This window comes from Enterobacter sp. E12, assembly GCF_014596715.2.
In the GTDB taxonomy this organism is placed as follows: domain Bacteria; phylum Pseudomonadota; class Gammaproteobacteria; order Enterobacterales; family Enterobacteriaceae; genus Enterobacter; species Enterobacter bugandensis.
In genome coordinates, this window is sequence record NZ_CP115601.1 from 1,760,669 (window position 1) to 1,777,350 (window position 16,682).

The following is a 16,682-nucleotide window of genomic DNA, read 5'->3' on the forward strand; positions in this document are numbered from 1 at the left end:
GGTCTCCGGTGGGGTATGGTTTTATTATAAAACTAATTAGCGCCCACCGTAAGCACGTTAATCATCAGTTTGAGAAATGCTTCCCGAAAAAACTGTCACGAATCTGTCACACTCACTGGAATATTAAAAAAACGTGAGGAACGAGGGATGAGAAAAGCACTACTCGCAGTGGCCGTGGCAGGTACCCTTTCAATGACCTTTGGCGCACAGGCGCAGGAGACGCCGAAAGGCTATCAGCTGGAGCAGGTGTTAATCATGAGCCGTCACAACCTGCGCGCGCCGCTCGCTAACAACGGCAGCGTGCTGGAGCAGTCCACGCCGAAGCAGTGGCCGGAGTGGGACGTGCCGGGCGGTCAGCTCACCACCAAAGGCGGCGTGCTGGAAGTCTATATGGGCCATTACATGCGCGAGTGGCTGGCAGAGCAGGGGATGGTGAAGACGGGAGAGTGTCCGCCAGCGGATAGCGTTTATGCTTACGCCAACAGCCTGCAGCGTACTGTCGCCACCGCGCAGTTCTTCATTACCGGCGCGTTCCCGGGCTGCGATGTTCCCGTGCATCATCAGGAAAAAATGGGCACCATGGACCCGACCTTCAATCCGGTGATTACCGACAACTCGCCGGAGTTCCGCGAAAAAGCGCTCAAGGCGATGGAGTCCGAGCGGCAGAAAATGCAGCTTGGTGAAAGCTATAAGCTGCTGGAGCAGTTGACGAACTACGCCGATTCCCCGTCCTGCAAAGAGAAAAAAGTCTGCTCGCTGGCAGACGCGAAAGATACCTTCAGCGCCGACTATGAAAAAGAGCCTGGCGTATCCGGGCCGCTGAAGGTGGGTAACTCGCTGGTGGACGCGTTCACGCTGCAGTATTACGAAGGGTTCCCGGCCGACCAGGTGGCCTGGGGTGAAATCAAGACCGACCAGCAGTGGCGCGTGCTGTCGAAGCTGAAGAACGGCTATCAGGACTCGCTGTTTACCTCCACCGAGGTGGCGCAAAACGTGGCGAAGCCGCTGGTGAAATATATCGATAAAACGCTGGTCACCGAACAGGCGAAAGCGCCTAAGATTACTCTGCTGGTAGGGCACGATTCGAACATCGCTTCACTGCTCACCGCGCTGGATTTCAAGCCGTATCAGCTGCATGACCAGCAGGAACGGACCCCGATCGGCGGCAAGATTGTCTTCCAGCGTTGGCACGACAAAAACAGCAATCAGGAGCTGATGAAAATTGAGTATGTCTACCAGAGCGCGGAGCAGCTACGCAACGCCAGCGTGCTGTCATTGCAGTCGCCCGCGCAGCGCGTGACGCTGGAGCTGAAGGGCTGTCCGGTGGACGCGAACGGCTTCTGTCCGGTTGATAAATTCAATGCGGTGATGAATAACGCGGCGAAGTAAGAGAGAACCCCCCGCATGGCGGGGGGAAACGCTTAGACGTTTTTACGTTCGATGGTTTGCTCGCCCCAGAAGAGCGAGTCTTTGTCCGTTTTTTTGAAGGCGCGAATCAGCACTTCATCATTGCCTTCTTCCCAAATCTGCTCGGCCAGCTTTTCGTCGTAGTTCGCGACTTCAAAGATGGCTTCGGCAATCTCCGGAGAGGTGTTGCGTAAACTTGCCCATTCGCCCACGTGGTGAGCTTTGGATTCCTGTGTTGGCATACTTTTCCTCCTGTTGGGTTAGCCGTTCAGTTTTTTAGCGAGACCCGCGACGTATTCACCCTGATAGCGGGCGATGGAGAGTTCTTCATTGCTTGGCTGACGTGAGCCATCCCCACCGGCAATGGTGGTTGCGCCGTACGGCGTCCCGCCGCGCACCTGGGAAACGTCAAACAGCTCCTGCGCGCCGTAGCCAATTGGCACAATCACCATCCCATGATGAGCAAGGGTAGTCCAGGTTGAGGTAATCGTCTGCTCCTGGCCGCCGCCGGTACCGGTAGAGCTGAATACGCTGGCGAGTTTGCCGTACAGCGCCCCGGATGCCCAGAGCCCGCCGGTTTGATCGAGGAAGGTACGCATCTGGCCTGACATATTGCCGAAACGGGTCGGGGTGCCGAAGATAATGGCATCATACTCCGCCAGCTCCTGCGGGGTCGCGACCGGGGCATTTTGTGTTTTTCCCCCGGCTTTGGCGAACGCTTCCGCCTGCATGGTTTCCGGTACGCGTTTTACCACAACCTCAACGCCGTCCACTCTGTTTGCACCTTCTGCTACCGCGTGAGCCATGGTTTCAATGTGTCCATACATGGAATAATAGAGCACCAGAACTTTTGCCATTTTGCATCACTCCTCGTTGGTTTTTCTGACAGCGGATCGCTGCGTTCATTTAAAGATATGACATCATGGCCAGACTGCAAAAATGAACGGCATTTCTTTGATTTATAACAACATGGTTACTATAAGGTGCTGTAGCAAAATGAAACAACTTTCTGGGCGTCGAATTTTAAAATGATAAGAAAGGCTTATAGATTTCCGTCGCGTTATCTGACCCGAAAGGCGGATATCATGTTGCAGAATATTACCCGTGGCTTGCCGGATAGCCTCAGTCCACTAAGCTTAATTTCACGCGGCACAGATAAAGGCCCTGTCCTTTAGCCGCGAGGTGAAAGAATCCTCTTTTACTGAATGCAATATGATGTCTAATGTTTCACACTCTGGAGGTTAGAGATGGCAAACCATCGTGGTGGTTCAGGTAATTTCGCTGAAGACCGTGAAAGAGCATCAGAAGCAGGTCGTAAAGGTGGCCAGTCTAGCGGGGGTAACTTCAAGAACGACCCTCAGCGCGCATCAGAGGCTGGTAAAAAAGGGGGTAAAAATAGCCACGGCAGCAATAAGTAGTACGCCGGGTTGACTCCCTGCCGCCGGGTTTCCCGGCGGTTTTTTTATGTCTGCAACATTGAACTGTAACCAAAGGCAACGCACACTACAGAATTGATCTCACTTGTTGGTGTCGCATGTCCGTCTCACGCTTTAAATTCTCCATAAAACCGCAGGAAGCCATCCTTATTCTCATCACCATGTTCTGGGGCGGGACCTTTCTTGCCGTCCAGTACGCGGTGACCCTCAGCGATCCGTTCTTTTTTGTCGGCCTGCGCTTTGCGACAGCGGCGATAGCCGTGGGGCTGATCTCCCTTAAAACGCTGCGGGGTCTGACGCTGAAGGAACTCAAGGCCGGCGTGGCGATTGGGATTGCGATAGCGATGGGCTACAGCCTGCAGACGTGGGGATTGCAGACCATCTCCAGCAGCAAATCCGCTTTTATTACCGCCATGTACGTGCCGCTGGTGCCGCTGCTGCAATGGTTATGCCTCGGGCGGCTACCGGGAGTGATGTCCTGCATTGGCATCGTGCTGGCGTTTATCGGCCTGATTTTATTAGCCGGGCCGGAAAATAACCTGCTGGCGCTGGGGCCGGGCGAGATCATTACCCTCGTCGGGGCCATTGCCATCGCGGCGGAAATTATTCTCATCAGCGCGTGGGCGGGCAAAGTCGACGTCAAGCGCGTGACGGTGGTGCAGCTCGCGACGGCGTCGCTGGTGGCGTTTGCGACGATGGTGCCGGCAGGGGAGTCCGTGCCGCCGATGTCCACGGGGCTGGTGGTGGTCGCGCTGGGGCTTGGCATCTTCAGCGCCATTATCCAGGTGACCATGAACTGGGCACAGCGCAGCGTATCGCCAACGCGGGCGACGGTGATCTACACCGGTGAACCGGTCTGGGCGGGGATTTTCGGACGACTGGCCGGCGAGCGTTTACCGCTGCTGGCGCTGGTGGGCGCGGCGTTTATTGTCGCCGGGGTGCTGGTGAGCGAGTTGAAGTTAAAAAAACGACGTAAGGCGATTGCCGGGGTAGGTGCTGAACAAGGTGCAGATAGCTAACAACGCGCACGCTACCGTTTTGCCCGGCGGCGCTACGCTTGCGCGGGCCTACATCCCAACTGTAGGCCGGGTAAGCATAGCGTCACCCGGCAAGAAAGTGACACACATATCAGGTGGACGGGGTGATGGCTTCCCCCTGCGCCACATCCCCTTTCCGGCGGCTCAGCAGGGCGTTAAGCAGGATCGCGCCGAAGGTCGCCGTACCAATCCCGCCAATCGTAAACCCGCCCAGCGTCAGGGCAAAATCGCCCGCGCCCAGCACCAGCGTGACGGCCACCATGATCAGGTTGCTGTTCTGGCTGAGGTCAACCCGATGCTGCACCCAAATGCGCGCCCCGGCCACGGCGATCAGCCCGAACACCACAATCGACGCGCCGCCGATGACCGGTGACGGAATGGTGTGGATCAGTGCGCCGAACTTCGGTGAGAAACCAAGAAGGATCGCCATTACCGCCGCCGCCACGAAGACCAGCGTTGAGTAGACCTTGGTCACCGCCATCATGCCGATGTTTTCCGCATAGGTGGTCACGCCGCTGCCGCCCACGGAGCCTGAGAGCATGGTCGCCAGCCCGTCGCCGACGAACGCGCGGCCCATGTACGGATCCATGCTGCGCCCGGTCATTCCCGCGACCGCTTTCAGGTGCCCTAAGTTTTCCGCCACCAGGATCACCGCCACCGGGGCGATAAGCATCATCGCCTGCGTGTTAAAGGTGGGCGAGGTCACCTGCGGCAGACCGAACCAGGTTGCCTGATGAAGCAGGGTAAAATCGACCGGCTTGCCCATGCCGAACACGTTCGCCAGCAGGGCGTAGATCAGACAGGCGACAATCAGCCCGACCAGGATCAGCAGACGCTGGATCATCCCGCGCGTAAAGACTGCCACCAGGCCGATGCATAGCACCGTGATCACCGCCATCCAGCTTTCAAACGGCGAGCCTGAGACGCTTTTCACCGCAATCGGCGCGAGGTTCAGGCCTATCGCCATCACCACCGCGCCGGTGACGACGGGGGGCATCATCCGTTCGATCCAGCGCGTGCCGATCTTCATCACAACGAGACCAATCAGGGTATAGACCAGCCCGCAGGCGATGATGCCGCCGAGGGCCACGCTCAGGTTGGGGTTGATCCCCTGGCCGTTAAAACCGGTAGTGGCGATCACCACGCCGACAAAGGCGGCGCTGGAGCCCAGGTAGCTGGGCACGCGCCCGCCGGTAACAAAAAAGAACAGCAGGGTGCCGATTCCCGACATCAGAATAGACAGGTTGGGATCGAGCCCCATCAGCATCGGCATCAATACCGTCGCGCCAAACATCGCGACCGCATGCTGGACGCCCATCACCATGGTTTGCCCGAGCGGGAGGCGTTCATCCGGCGCGACCACGCCTGCTTCAGTGGAGGTCGATTTCAACTGCCAGTGGGGAAATCCGAACATGGTCTGTCTCCTTAAAGCGCCTTAGCAGGCGGGTCGCATAAGCGCGTGGTAGCTGCGGTCAAACCACACCAGACCTTGCGGGGCGGGGTGGCGAATAATCGATACGATGTCGCAAAACAGAATGTCGTGAGTACCGACGCTGACCACCTGGCTGATGCGGCAGTCAAACGAGGCCAGCGCATCCTCCAGACGCGGGCAGCCCGTGTCGCCCGTCTGCCAGCGGGCGGCGGTAAAGCGTTCCGCCATCGGCGTTTTGCCGCCAAACAGATTGGATAAAGGCTCCTGTCCGGCGCTCAGGGTATTCACACACAGGGTGCGGTTTTCGCTGAACGTGGGCCAGACCGACGCGCCGCGGTTCAGGCACACCAGCAGGGTGGGAGGGGAATCCGTGACGCTGCATACCGCGCTGGCGGTGAAGCCCGCCATCCCCGCCGGGCCGTCGGTAGTGATGATGTTGACCGCCGCGCCGACGCAGGCCATGGCGTCGCGAAAGGTTTGTTTATCGGGTGTCATCACGATCGCTCCTTACGCCAGTCCGCAGGCATCGTCGAAGGTCAGGCGCGGCAGGCGCCCGTAAAGTTTGCGCGTATCGCCATAGCCAATGTTGATCAGCAGGTTGCTTTTAAGCGTTGTGCCGGTGAAAAAGGCCTCGTCGACCTTTTGTCGGTCAAAGCCCGACATCGGGCCGGTGTCCAGGCCCAGGGCGCGACATGCGAAAATCAGATACGCGGCCTGCATTGAGCTGTTGCGAAAGGCCGTCTCTTCCGCCAGCGCGGGGCTTGCGGTAAACCAGCTTCTGGCATCGCCGTGCGGGAACAGCTCGGGCAGGCGCTCGTAGAATTCCCCGTCCCAGGCGACAATCGCTGTCACCGGGGCGGTAAGCGTTTTCTCGAGGTTGCCGCTGGAGAGCGCCGGGCGCAGCTTCTCTTTTCCCTCTGCGCTTCGCACAAAGACAATGCGCGCCGGTGAGCAGTTGGCAGACGTCGGGCCCCATTTCATCAGGTCATACATCTCGCGCAGCGTCTCGTCGCTGACCGGCATATCCAGCCAGCCGTTGTGGGTGCGAGCACCGGTGAACAGCGTTTCCAGCGCGGCGGGGGTAATGGCTTCGCTCATCAAAGCTCCTTATAAAGCGGGTTCAGGGCTGTGCAGCAGGCTGGCAAGCCCGTTCAGCAGCAGGGTGTTAAAGGTGTCCGGTTCGGTGACGTTGCAGGCATGTCCGCCCTGGCGCATGACCGTTTTGTGGGCGTGCGGGAGGGCGGCGTGCAGTTCAGCGGAACAGACGGACGGCACCAGCACGTCGTCGGCGGAACAGATAATGTGAACCGGGCAGCGAATGCGTGCGGACTGGCGGCGGAAGTCGGCTTTTTTCAGGGCGCTGAGCCTGCGCAGCAGGTTGGTTTTACCCTGGAAATGGGCCAGCGCCAGCGCTTCTTCGGCCTCCAGACGCGGCGCGCGGGCGGCCATCCAGTCTGCCGGGTAGAGAAACAGCGGCTGCGCCTCGACCCACGCCTGCGCGCCGCCGGAATGCAGCAGCCGCTCGCGAACGTCAAAACAGCGGCGGGTGTGGGCATTGAGGGTCAGCCAGCCGTTGACGCACACCAGCGCGGTGAGGGCGTCGGGCCTGTCGAGGGCCAGCTGCAGGCCGACCAGCGCGCCGAGCGCGTGCCCGACGACGCTGTAGCGCGCAATGCCTGCGTCAGCCAGCGCCTGGGCGAGCTCGTCTGCCATCTGCGCAAGGCTGTAACCCTCCGGCAGGGTGTCGGGGTTATTGCCCGTTCCCCGCTGGTCATAGCACACCACCTGATACTCCGGCTCCAGCGCGGCCTGCTGGGGCAGCCAGTAGCTGCCGCTGCCGCCGAGACCGGAAATAAAGACCACCACGGGCGCACCCTCGTATGGCGGCGGCGAGACGGAAAGTTTCATGCCTGCCTCACTTCGCGATGTGCGCAACGGTGGCGATCTCAACCAGCGCGTCCTGTTTTACCAGCCCGCACTGAATGCAGAACCGCGCCGGTTTATCGCCGGGGAAGAACTCGGCGTAGATTTCGTTAATCGCGGCGTAGTTTTTCCAGTCGGTGATAAAGATGCTGTTGAAGGTCACGTCCTCCATGGTGCCACCCGCCGTTTCGATCACGGTTTTGATCGTCTCCAGCACGTGGCGGGTTTGCGCCTTTGGGTCGTTGATAAATACCACGTTGTTGTCTTTATCAAACGGCAGCGTGCCGGAGACATACACCACGCCGTCGGCGAGGGTGCCGGGGACGAACGGGGCGATGGGCGTGCTGGTGCCCGGCGGGATGATTACGGATTTCGGCATCGTGTGTCTCCTCAGGCGATACGGGCGAGCGGAGGATTCAGGGCGTCGCAGAAATCCGCAACGTTACTGACCCAGCCAAAAAAGGTTTCGATATTGAACAAAGCTGCCTTTTGGGCGAATTCCGGCCCGGCCTGATGGGTCGCGTCTTCCAGCACCACGCCGAAATACTCGAGGAAAAAGCCGTCGCGCAGGGTCGATTCCACGCAGACGTTGGTGGCAATGCCGGTGAACACCAGGTGGCGAATGCCCCGGCTGCGCAGCAGGCTGTCGAGCGGGGTGTTGAAAAAGCCGCTGTAGCGCGGTTTCGGCAGGACGATATCGCCCGCCTGCGGGACCAGCTCATCCACCAGCTGATAATCCCAGCCGCCTTTGGCCAGCAGCTTGCCCTGCAGTTCGGGCCGTTTACGCATGGTTTTCAGGGCGTTGGATTTGTGGAAGTTGGGTGAGCCGGGGCCACCGGCTTCGACGTACTGGTCGTCCCAGCCGTTCTGGAACCAGATGATGAGCATTCCCGCCGCGCGCGCGGCGGCGACGGCGGTTTTGATGTTCTCGATCACCGGCCGCGTGGCGGAGACGTCGAACCCCGCCAGATCCAGATAACCGCCCTGGCTGGCATAGGCGTTTTGCATGTCTACCACAATCAGCGCGCTCTGCTGCGGCGCAAAGGTGATGGCTTCCGGGCGAGCGTTTAAGGTCGTCATTACGCCACCTCCTTCGTGACGGCAGGAATGTGGGCGCGGCACTGCATCAGCGGCTGGATGCGCTCGCCGAAGGTTTCCACGCCGGTGAGGAAATCATCGAAGGTCAGCAGGACACCCTCCGCGCCGGGTACGGCCGCCACTTCGTCGAGCATCCTGGCGACGCTGGCATACGAGCCCACCAGCGTGCCCATGTTGATATTGACGGCGGAGGTCGGGTCGGCCATCTGACGCACGTTGGTGTCTGCGCCGGAACGGGTGTCTTTCTGGCTCTGCTCGGTAAGCCAGCTCAGGGCTTCGTCGTCAGCGCCGTCCTTATACCGTTCCCATTTGGCGCGTGCGGCGTCGTCGGTTTCGTCGGCAATCACCATAAACAGCACGTACGAGCCCACATCGCGCCCGGTTTTGTCGGCGGCCTCCTTCATGCGCGCGGCAGTCGGGGCGAAGGCGGCAGGGGTGTTAACGCCTTTGCCGAAGCAGAAGTTAAAGTCGGCGTATTTCGCCGAGAATTCCATCCCGGCGTCGCTCTGCCCGGCGCAAATCACCTTCATCGGCACCGACGGCTGCGGGCTGACGCGGCAGTCGTTCATGGTAAAGAAGTCGCCTTTGAAGTCGCTTTTGCCGGTGCCCCACAGGTCGCGCAGCACCTGCACGTATTCGGTCAGGTAGTCGTAGCGACGGGAGAAGTAATCGTCGCCCGGCCAGAGTCCCATCTGCTCGTACTCCGGTTTTTGCCAGCCGGTGACCAGGTTAACGCCAAAGCGCCCGCCGGAGATGGAGTCGATGGTGGAGGCCATGCGTGCCACGATCGCGGGCGGAAGGGTGAGGGTGGCCGCGGTGGCGTAGATCTGGATCCGCGAGGTAACCGCTGCCAGCCCGGCCATCAGTGTGAAGGACTCCAGGTTGTGATCCCAGAATTCCGTTTTGCCGCCAAAGCCGCGCAGCTTGATCATCGAAAGCGCAAAGTCGAAATGGTAGTGCTCCGCTTTCTGCACGATGGCTTTGTTCAGCTCAAAGGTCGGCATGTACTGCGGTGCAGTGGTCGAGATAAGCCAGCCGTTGTTGCCGATGGGTACAAATACGCCAATTTTCATCACGAACCTCTCTTCATTACGTCGCAGGTGTAACGGTGGTTTTGCAAAGGCAATGCCAGTTTTGAAAACGCTTGTGTTATTAATGTGTTAATAAGAGGTTGGAGGATTGATGCCGCTAAATGTGGACTAAATGGTCAAAAACATTGCACAGAAAACAGGCACTCATGCGCGATGGGAGTGCAGAAGGTCGTGGCGAGGCGGGGGTTTTGCTATGCTGAGCGCAGGAAAGAAAATGGAGAGCGGAAATGACACAAGGCGCAGTGAAAACACCCGGAAAACGTTCGCAGGCGGTGAGCGCCAAAAAGCAGGCGATCCTCAGCGCCGCGCTGGAGACCTTTTCACAGTTTGGCATTCACGGCACGCGCCTGGAGCAGGTGGCGGAGCAGTCCGGGGTGTCTAAAACCAATCTGCTCTACTATTACCCGTCGAAAGAGGCGCTGTATGTGGCGGTGATGCAGCAGATCCTCGATATCTGGCTGGCGCCGCTCAAGGCATTTCGCGAAGAGCTGGCCCCGCTGGTGGCTATCGAGGAGTACATTCGCCTGAAGCTCGAGGTGTCGCGCGATTACCCGCAGGCGTCAAGGCTGTTTTGTCTTGAGATGCTGCAGGGCGCGCCGCTGCTACAGGCGGAGCTGACGGGGGATTTAAAGCAGCTGGTGGACGATAAGTCGGCGATTATCGCCGGATGGGTTGCCAGCGGAAAACTGGCCCCGGTCGACCCGCAGCACCTGATCTTTATGATCTGGGCCGCAACCCAGCACTACGCTGACTTTGCGGCCCAGGTTGAGGCGGTGACCGGTAAAACGCTCCAGGACGAGGCGTTTTTCCAGAGCACCCTCGAAAATGTGCAGCGGATGATTATCGAAGGGATCCGCGTGCGTTAATTGCCCGGCGGGAGAGGGCAGCTTAAGTCGCCTTCTTCACACTGCATCAGCGAGGCCAGAAACGCCTCGCGCTCCACGGTTTTTTCCGCCAGGCACTGGTTAACGATCATTGGCTGGACGCTCCCTCCTTCCGTCCCCGAACCGATAAACGCGCAGTCCGCGTCGCGCAGGGTAATCCACGCCTGTTGCGCTTTTTTCAGCAGGTCGCGCTGGGGGGCCGCCGCGCGTTTGATGGCGGCCTGGTAGGTCTGGTTGAGTTTTTTATCGGCTGCCTGGTACTGCTGCGCGCTACAGGTATTCAGTTCAAGCTGCGTAGTGGCGTTGTCGCACTCGTTGGCCAGCGCGCTGGTGCTGAGCAGCAGTGCCGCACCGGCGATAAGATATCGTTTCATATACTCCCCAATAAAATAAGGCTCCGTCTCCGGAGCCTTATTAGCACAGCGTTAGCCGATTGTCATCAGGCTGGCGTTACCGCCCGCCGCCGCGGTGTTGACGCTGAGCGAGCGCTCCACGTACAGACGCTCCAGCAGCAGGTTGGTTTCCCCGCGGGCGAAGCCCTGCACGGAAACAATCGCCCCGCTGCGGGCCGCCACCTGCTCGCACAGCTCGCGCAGCTGGTCGGAATCACCGTGGTAGATCACCGCGTCAAACGGCTGGGTCAGCAGGGCATCGGCCTTCGCAAAGCGAATGCGGGCCGAGACCGCTTTCGGCAGCTGTTTGGCGAGATCGCGATGCAGCGCATCGTCCGGCCACAGCACTTCACACCCGGTGGCCATCGCGGCGGCCAGCTGTACCAGCGCGTCCTGCTCGTTATCCGCCACGCACAGTACGCGTTCGCGCGGCATCAGCGTCCAGGTGTTGCGCTCGCCGGTTGGCCCCGGCAGCAGACGCTGGGTACCGGCCTGCGCCAGCTCGCCGTACTGCTGCGCAATCGCACGCAGTTCAGGACGTTTTTCCGCCCAGGCGATCAGCGCCTCCAGCGGCTGGGTCAGCACGGTTTTCAGCTGCGCATCCACCGGATACTCCGCATCCTGACGCGCCAGGGTGACTCCCAGTGCGTTCTCAGGACGGTTCGCCAGCAGACGGTACAGGTAGAGCGGACCGCCCGCTTTCGGACCGGTACCGGAGAGGCCTTCGCCGCCGAACGGCTGCACGCCCACGACCGCGCCAACCATGTTGCGGTTGACGTACAGGTTGCCGACTTTGGCCGTGCCGGTGACCTGCGCAATGGTCTCGTCGATACGGGTATGCACGCCGAGCGTCAGGCCGTAGCCGGAGGCGTTGATCTGGTCGATAAGCGCGTTGAGGTTGTTACGGTTGTAACGCACCACGTGAAGCACCGGGCCGAAGACCTCTTTTTTCAGCTCGTCGAAGCTCGCCAGCTCGATCAGCGTTGGCGGCACAAAGGTGCCCGTACGCCACTCGCGGGCATCTTCGCTGTTCTCGCGCACCGCCTGGAACACCGGACGGCCTTTGGCGCGCATGGCCTGAATGTGGTTTTCAATGTTGGCTTTGGCTTCCGCGTCGATCACCGGCCCGATGTCGGTGGTGAGACGGCCCGGGTTGCCCATGCGGCATTCCGCCATCGCGCCGCGCAGCATCTTCAGCGTGTGGTCAGCCACGTCATCCTGTAAGCACAGCACGCGCAGGGCGGAGCAGCGCTGACCGGCGCTGTCGAAGGCGGAGGCCAGCACGTCAACCACCACCTGCTCGGTGAGGGCGGAGGAGTCAACAATCATGGCGTTCATGCCGCCGGTTTCGGCGATAAGCGGGGTAGGACGACCCTGCGCATCCAGACGGGTGGCGATGTTGCGTTGCAGCAGGGAGGCCACTTCGGTCGAACCGGTAAACATCACGCCGCGCACGCGGTTATCGGAGGTGAGTTTGGCGCCCACCGTTTCACCGCGCCCTGGCAGCAGTTGCACCACGCCCGCCGGAACGCCTGCTTCCAGAAGAATGTTGATGCCCTGGGCGGCAATCAGCGGGGTTTGCTCTGCCGGTTTCGCCAGCACGCTGTTGCCTGCGGCAAGGGCGGCGGCAATCTGGCCGGTGAAGATCGCCAGCGGGAAGTTCCACGGGCTGATACAGACCACCGGACCGAGCGGACGGTGCGTTTCGTTGTCGAAATCATCGCGCACCTGACCGGCGTAGTAGTGCAGGAAGTCGACCGCCTCACGCACTTCGGCGATGGCGTTGCTGAAGGTTTTACCCGCTTCGCGCACCAGAATGCCGATGAGCTGCTGCATCTGATCTTCCATCAGCACCGCGGCACGTTCCAGAATGGCGGCACGCTCCTGCGGCGGGGTGGCAAACCAGATTGGCGCGTTATTCACCGCGCTCTCCAGCGCCTGTTCCACTTCCGCTTCGGTTGCTTCACGCGCGTAGCCGACGATGTCCTTCGGCTCTGCCGGGTTGATCACCGGCTGCATTTCACCGTCCTCAACGGACTGCTCAAGGATCGGTTTGGCCTGCCATTTCTGCAATGCGCTGTTGAGCAGGGCAGAGGAGAGCGACGCCAGACGGTGTTCGTTCGCCAGATCCAGGCCCGCCGAGTTGACGCGGCCCGCGCCGTACAGCTCGCGCGGCAGGGCAATTTTCGGATGCGGCAGACCAATCTGGCCTTCCTGCGCCGCCAGCTTCTCTACGGCCTGCACCGGATCGGCCACCAGTTCGTCGAGCGGCAGCGTGGTGTCGGCGATGCGGTTAACGAAGGAGGTGTTCGCCCCGTTCTCCAGCAGACGACGCACCAGGTACGCCAGCAGGGTTTCATGGGTGCCCACCGGGGCATAGATGCGGCACGGGCGGTTCAGCTTGCCGTCCGCCACTTTCCCGGTGACCTGCTCGTACAGCGGTTCGCCCATGCCGTGCAGGCACTGGAACTCGTACTGGCCCGGATAGTAGTTCTGCCCGGCCAGGCTGTAGATCGCCGCCAGGGTATGGGCGTTGTGGGTCGCGAACTGCGGGTAAATCAGGTTCGGCACGCCGAGCAGTTTTTTCGCGCACGCGAGGTAAGAGACGTCGGTGTAGACCTTGCGGGTATAGACCGGATAGCCTTCCAGACCTTCCATCTGGGCGCGTTTGATTTCGCTGTCCCAGTAGGCGCCTTTCACCAGGCGGATCATCAGGCGGCGACGGCTGCGGCTGGCCAGGTCAATCAGGTAATCAATGACGAACGGACAGCGTTTCTGGTAGGCCTGAATAACGAAACCAATCCCGTTCCAGCCTGCCAGTTCCGGCTCGAAGCACAATTTTTCCAGCAGATCGAGGGAGATCTCCAGACGGTCAGCCTCTTCGGCGTCGATATTAATGCCGATGTCATACTGGCGCGCCAGCAGGGTCAGGGACTTCAGGCGCGGATAGAGCTCTTCCATCACCCGGTCGTACTGCGCGCGGCTATAGCGCGGGTGCAGGGCGGAAAGCTTAATAGAGATGCCCGGACCTTCATAAATACCGCGACCGTTGGACGCTTTACCGATGGCGTGGATCGCCTGCTGGTAAGAGACCATGTAGGCCTGCGCATCGGCGGCGGTGAGCGCCGCTTCGCCCAGCATGTCATAGGAGTAGCGGAAACCTTTGTCCTCCAGCTTGCGGGCGTTCGCCAGCGCTTCGGCAATGGTTTCCCCGGTGACGAACTGCTCGCCCATCAGGCGCATCGCCATGTCCACGCCTTTGCGGATCAGCGGCTCGCCGCTCTTGCCGATAATGCGGTTCAGAGAGCGTGACAGGTTAGCTTCGTTATGGGTGGAGACCAGCTTGCCGGTAAACAGCAGACCCCAGGTGGCGGCGTTGACGAACAGCGACGGGCTGCGGCCAATGTGGGAGTGCCAGTTGCCGTTGCTGATCTTGTCGCGGATGAGCGCGTCGCGGGTAGCTTTATCCGGAATACGCAGCAGCGCTTCCGCCAGGCACATCAGCGCCACGCCTTCCTGTGAGGAGAGGGAGAACTCCTGCAACAGGCCCTGCACCATCCCGGCGCGGCCGGTGGCGGTTTTCTGGTTGCGCAGCTTGTCGGCTAACTGATACGCCAGGCTGTGCGCCTGGGCGGCAATGGCTTCCGGCAGGCGGGCCTGCTCCAGCAGCATCGGCACGGCGTCGGTTTCGGCGCGGCGGTAAGCCCCGGTAATGGCGGCGCGGCTGACGGACTGCGGCAGGATCTGCTCGGCAAATTCGAGGAACGGCTGGTGGTTCTCTTCCACCGCCGTCGCGGCGTCTTCGCTTTCGTTCGCTGCGCCCGCCAGCAGGGCAGGCAGCTCAGGCAGGCCATCTTCACTCTCCAGCCTTTCCAGATAGTTAAAAATCGCCTGCTTGATTAACCAGTGCGGTGTGCGGTCAATGCGGGTTGCTGCGGTCTTAATCCGTTCGCGGGTCGCGTCATCCAGCTTAACCCCCATGGTGGTCATCCCCATGCCAAAACTCCTGTTGTTCTGTAATAGCGTTCTGTTGATAGCGTGAAATATCCACCATGTTGCAACTTTGTGCAACCGTGTTAAATGTGACCTGGTTTGCAAGCTGGAAAATGAATGGATTGTTAACGAATGGTTAGCTGGAAAAAAGCGCTGGCTTCTGCATGCGAAGCCTGTTTTTATGCGGTGCTTAACACTTTTCAAAGGTGCAACCCGTATAAATGTGAGCGAGTGCAACCTATAGGAAAGACGTATAAAACCAGGGATGAAATTCATGTAAATGCAGTGTTAAATCGTTTGTCAGTGGGGAGCGTATACGGCAGGATAGCGCGCCCAACGGAAACACATACACACATCACTACGTTCCGGTGATGACATAACAAGGCAACCCGGACGGTTGTCGCTCGACATTTTGGAGAATTTGAATGGCTATTAGCACACCGATGCTGGTGACATTTCTCGTTTATATTTTTGGCATGATCCTGATAGGGTTTTTGGCATGGCGTTCCACTAAAAACTTTGACGACTACATCCTTGGCGGGCGCAGCTTAGGCCCAATGGTCACCGCGCTCTCTGCGGGCGCATCCGACATGAGCGGCTGGCTGCTGATGGGGCTGCCGGGCGCGATTTTCATCTCTGGTATTTCCGAAAGCTGGATCGCCATCGGCCTGACCGTCGGCGCGTGGATCAACTGGAAGCTGGTGGCAGGCCGTCTGCGCGTGCATACCGAAGCCAACAACAACGCCCTGACGCTGCCGGACTACTTCACCGGACGCTTTGAAGATAACAGCCGCATTCTGCGCATTATCTCCGCGGTGGTGATCCTGCTGTTCTTCACCATCTACTGCGCCTCCGGCATCGTGGCGGGTGCGCGCCTGTTCGAAAGCACCTTCGGCATGAGCTATGAAACCGCCCTGTGGGCCGGTGCCGCGGCAACCATCCTCTATACCTTCGTGGGCGGCTTCCTGGCCGTCAGCTGGACCGACACCGTGCAGGCGAGCCTGATGATTTTCGCCCTGATCCTGACCCCGGTGATTGTGATTTTCACCGTCGGCGGCTTTGGCGAATCGCTGGAAGTGATCAAGCAGAAGAGCATTGAAAACGTCGACATGCTGAAAGGGCTGAACTTCGTTGCCATCGTTTCCCTGATGGGCTGGGGCCTGGGCTACTTCGGTCAGCCGCACATTCTGGCGCGCTTTATGGCGGCGGATTCTCACCACACCATCGTTCACGCGCGTCGCATCAGCATGACGTGGATGATCCTGTGTCTGGCGGGCGCGTGTGCGGTCGGCTTCTTCGGTATCGCCTACTTCAGCAATAACCCGGCGCAGGCGGGCGCGGTGAACCAGAACGCCGAGCGCGTGTTCATCGAGCTGGCGCAGATTCTGTTTAACCCGTGGATTGCCGGTATTTTGCTCTCCGCGATCCTGGCGGCGGTGATGTCCACCCTGAGCTGTCAGCTGCTGGTTTGCTCCAGTGCAATCACCGAAGATCTCTACAAGGCCTTCCTGCGTAAAAATGCGAGCCAGAAAGAGCTGGTGTGGGTAGGGCGCTTTATGGTGCTGGTGGTGGCGCTGGTAGCCATTGCGCTGGCAGCCAACCCGGAAAACCGCGTGCTGGGTCTCGTGAGCTACGCGTGGGCGGGCTTCGGTGCCGCGTTTGGGCCGGTGGTGCTGTTCTCCGTCATGTGGTCACGCATGACCCGCAACGGCGCGCTGGCGGGGATGATCATCGGTGCGGTGACCGTCATCGTCTGGAAGCAGTTCGCGTGGCTGGGCCTGTACGAAATCATTCCGGGCTTCATCTTCGGCAGCATCGGTATTGTGGTGTTCAGCCTGCTGGGTAAAGCCCCGTCTGCCTCTATGCAGAAGCGCTTTGCGGAAGCGGATGCGCACTACCACACTGCGCCGCCGACTAAGCTTCAGGCAGAATAATTTTCCCACGTAACACCGTAGGCCGGGTAAGCGCAAGCGCACCCGGCTTTTTTCT

The 16,682-nt window shown here is 60.0% G+C and carries 16 protein-coding genes; 5 read left to right on the plus strand and 11 right to left on the minus strand.

The window, feature by feature from the left end:
- The first annotated feature begins 147 nt into the window (after positions 1 to 147).
- Positions 148 to 1,389 (plus strand): bifunctional glucose-1-phosphatase/inositol phosphatase, encoded by a 1,242-nt coding sequence (gene agp, locus IB212_RS08290; protein WP_047364258.1) that lies wholly within the window; start codon positions 148 to 150, stop codon positions 1,387 to 1,389.
- 32 nt (positions 1,390 to 1,421) lie between these two features.
- Here agp and IB212_RS08295 read toward each other — a convergent pair whose 3' ends face one another.
- Positions 1,422 to 1,649 carry a YccJ family protein gene (locus IB212_RS08295; protein WP_048958427.1) on the minus strand — a complete coding sequence of 76 codons (228 nt, stop codon included), beginning with the start codon at positions 1,647 to 1,649 and terminating at the stop codon, positions 1,422 to 1,424.
- Positions 1,650 to 1,667: 18 nt separating this feature from the next.
- On the minus strand, positions 1,668 to 2,264 hold the full coding sequence (wrbA, locus tag IB212_RS08300) for an NAD(P)H:quinone oxidoreductase (RefSeq protein ID WP_041910554.1): 597 nt from the start codon (positions 2,262 to 2,264) through the stop codon (positions 1,668 to 1,670).
- 390 nt (positions 2,265 to 2,654) lie between these two features.
- On the opposite strand from wrbA, the gene IB212_RS08305 reads away from it, so the two are divergent.
- Together IB212_RS08305 and IB212_RS08310 are read left to right on the plus strand one after the other, a co-directional pair.
- Positions 2,655 to 2,825, plus strand: a complete 171-nt coding sequence (locus IB212_RS08305; protein ID WP_001273664.1) for a general stress protein — start codon at positions 2,655 to 2,657, stop codon at positions 2,823 to 2,825.
- Between the two features lie 116 nt (positions 2,826 to 2,941).
- Positions 2,942 to 3,862, plus strand: coding sequence for a DMT family transporter (locus tag IB212_RS08310; RefSeq protein WP_041910553.1), 921 nt, complete (start codon positions 2,942 to 2,944; stop codon positions 3,860 to 3,862).
- A 109-nt stretch (positions 3,863 to 3,971) separates the two neighbouring features.
- Here IB212_RS08310 and rutG read toward each other — a convergent pair whose 3' ends face one another.
- From rutG to rutA, 7 genes are read right to left on the minus strand one after another with little or no spacing between them, the layout of a single operon-like run.
- On the minus strand, positions 3,972 to 5,294 hold the full coding sequence (gene rutG / locus IB212_RS08315; RefSeq protein ID WP_041910552.1) for a pyrimidine utilization transport protein G: 1,323 nt from the start codon (positions 5,292 to 5,294) through the stop codon (positions 3,972 to 3,974).
- Between the two features lie 21 nt (positions 5,295 to 5,315).
- Entirely contained in the window at positions 5,316 to 5,807 is a 492-nt protein-coding gene (rutF, locus tag IB212_RS08320) for an NADH-dependent FMN reductase RutF (protein ID WP_032644856.1), read from the minus strand.
- Between the two features lie 12 nt (positions 5,808 to 5,819).
- Positions 5,820 to 6,410 carry a malonic semialdehyde reductase gene (locus IB212_RS08325; protein ID WP_041910551.1) on the minus strand — a complete coding sequence of 197 codons (591 nt, stop codon included), beginning with the start codon at positions 6,408 to 6,410 and terminating at the stop codon, positions 5,820 to 5,822.
- A 9-nt stretch (positions 6,411 to 6,419) separates the two neighbouring features.
- Positions 6,420 to 7,220: a pyrimidine utilization protein D gene (gene rutD / locus IB212_RS08330; RefSeq protein ID WP_028012656.1), complete on the minus strand. Its 801-nt coding sequence runs from the start codon at positions 7,218 to 7,220 to the stop codon at positions 6,420 to 6,422.
- A 7-nt stretch (positions 7,221 to 7,227) separates the two neighbouring features.
- Entirely contained in the window at positions 7,228 to 7,614 is a 387-nt protein-coding gene (gene rutC, locus IB212_RS08335) for a pyrimidine utilization protein C (protein WP_041910550.1), read from the minus strand.
- Positions 7,615 to 7,625: 11 nt separating this feature from the next.
- Positions 7,626 to 8,315 (minus strand): pyrimidine utilization protein B, encoded by a 690-nt coding sequence (rutB, locus tag IB212_RS08340; RefSeq protein WP_028012657.1) that lies wholly within the window; start codon positions 8,313 to 8,315, stop codon positions 7,626 to 7,628.
- The gene (gene rutA / locus IB212_RS08345; RefSeq protein ID WP_041910549.1) at positions 8,315 to 9,406 is read right to left on the minus strand and encodes a pyrimidine utilization protein A; all 1,092 of its coding nucleotides are present in this window, start codon (positions 9,404 to 9,406) and stop codon (positions 8,315 to 8,317) included. The genes rutB and rutA overlap by 1 nt, the downstream gene beginning before the upstream one ends.
- A 245-nt stretch (positions 9,407 to 9,651) precedes the next feature.
- Here rutA and rutR point away from each other — a divergent pair, with 245 nt between their 5' ends.
- On the plus strand, positions 9,652 to 10,290 hold the full coding sequence (gene rutR / locus IB212_RS08350) for an HTH-type transcriptional regulator RutR (RefSeq protein WP_028012659.1): 639 nt from the start codon (positions 9,652 to 9,654) through the stop codon (positions 10,288 to 10,290).
- Here rutR and IB212_RS08355 read toward each other — a convergent pair.
- A complete protein-coding gene (locus IB212_RS08355; RefSeq protein WP_041910548.1) occupies positions 10,287 to 10,682 on the minus strand; it encodes a lysozyme inhibitor LprI family protein in 396 nt (131 codons plus the stop codon). The genes rutR and IB212_RS08355 overlap by 4 nt on opposite strands.
- A gap of 51 nt (positions 10,683 to 10,733) precedes the next feature.
- Positions 10,734 to 14,696 (minus strand): trifunctional transcriptional regulator/proline dehydrogenase/L-glutamate gamma-semialdehyde dehydrogenase, encoded by a 3,963-nt coding sequence (gene putA / locus IB212_RS08360; protein ID WP_041910547.1) that lies wholly within the window; start codon positions 14,694 to 14,696, stop codon positions 10,734 to 10,736.
- A gap of 422 nt (positions 14,697 to 15,118) precedes the next feature.
- Here putA and putP point away from each other — a divergent pair, with 422 nt between their 5' ends.
- A complete protein-coding gene (gene putP / locus IB212_RS08365) occupies positions 15,119 to 16,627 on the plus strand; it encodes a sodium/proline symporter PutP (protein ID WP_041910546.1) in 1,509 nt (502 codons plus the stop codon).
- Positions 16,628 to 16,682 lie beyond the last annotated feature (55 nt).

What these genes read in the sequence shown, in the direction of transcription:
- agp (WP_047364258.1), top strand. Translation starts at nt 148, where the DNA reads ATGAGAAAAGCACTACTCGCAGTGGCCGTGGCAGGTACCCTTTCAATG.
- IB212_RS08295 (WP_048958427.1), bottom strand. Translation starts at nt 1,649, where the DNA reads ATGCCAACACAGGAATCCAAAGCTCACCACGTGGGCGAATGGGCAAGT.
- wrbA (WP_041910554.1), bottom strand. Translation starts at nt 2,264, where the DNA reads ATGGCAAAAGTTCTGGTGCTCTATTATTCCATGTATGGACACATTGAA.
- IB212_RS08305 (WP_001273664.1), top strand. Translation starts at nt 2,655, where the DNA reads ATGGCAAACCATCGTGGTGGTTCAGGTAATTTCGCTGAAGACCGTGAA.
- IB212_RS08310 (WP_041910553.1), top strand. Translation starts at nt 2,942, where the DNA reads ATGTCCGTCTCACGCTTTAAATTCTCCATAAAACCGCAGGAAGCCATC.
- rutG (WP_041910552.1), bottom strand. Translation starts at nt 5,294, where the DNA reads ATGTTCGGATTTCCCCACTGGCAGTTGAAATCGACCTCCACTGAAGCA.
- rutF (WP_032644856.1), bottom strand. Translation starts at nt 5,807, where the DNA reads ATGACACCCGATAAACAAACCTTTCGCGACGCCATGGCCTGCGTCGGC.
- IB212_RS08325 (WP_041910551.1), bottom strand. Translation starts at nt 6,410, where the DNA reads ATGAGCGAAGCCATTACCCCCGCCGCGCTGGAAACGCTGTTCACCGGT.
- rutD (WP_028012656.1), bottom strand. Translation starts at nt 7,220, where the DNA reads ATGAAACTTTCCGTCTCGCCGCCGCCATACGAGGGTGCGCCCGTGGTG.
- rutC (WP_041910550.1), bottom strand. Translation starts at nt 7,614, where the DNA reads ATGCCGAAATCCGTAATCATCCCGCCGGGCACCAGCACGCCCATCGCC.
- rutB (WP_028012657.1), bottom strand. Translation starts at nt 8,315, where the DNA reads ATGACGACCTTAAACGCTCGCCCGGAAGCCATCACCTTTGCGCCGCAG.
- rutA (WP_041910549.1), bottom strand. Translation starts at nt 9,406, where the DNA reads ATGAAAATTGGCGTATTTGTACCCATCGGCAACAACGGCTGGCTTATC.
- rutR (WP_028012659.1), top strand. Translation starts at nt 9,652, where the DNA reads ATGACACAAGGCGCAGTGAAAACACCCGGAAAACGTTCGCAGGCGGTG.
- IB212_RS08355 (WP_041910548.1), bottom strand. Translation starts at nt 10,682, where the DNA reads ATGAAACGATATCTTATCGCCGGTGCGGCACTGCTGCTCAGCACCAGC.
- putA (WP_041910547.1), bottom strand. Translation starts at nt 14,696, where the DNA reads ATGGGGATGACCACCATGGGGGTTAAGCTGGATGACGCGACCCGCGAA.
- putP (WP_041910546.1), top strand. Translation starts at nt 15,119, where the DNA reads ATGGCTATTAGCACACCGATGCTGGTGACATTTCTCGTTTATATTTTT.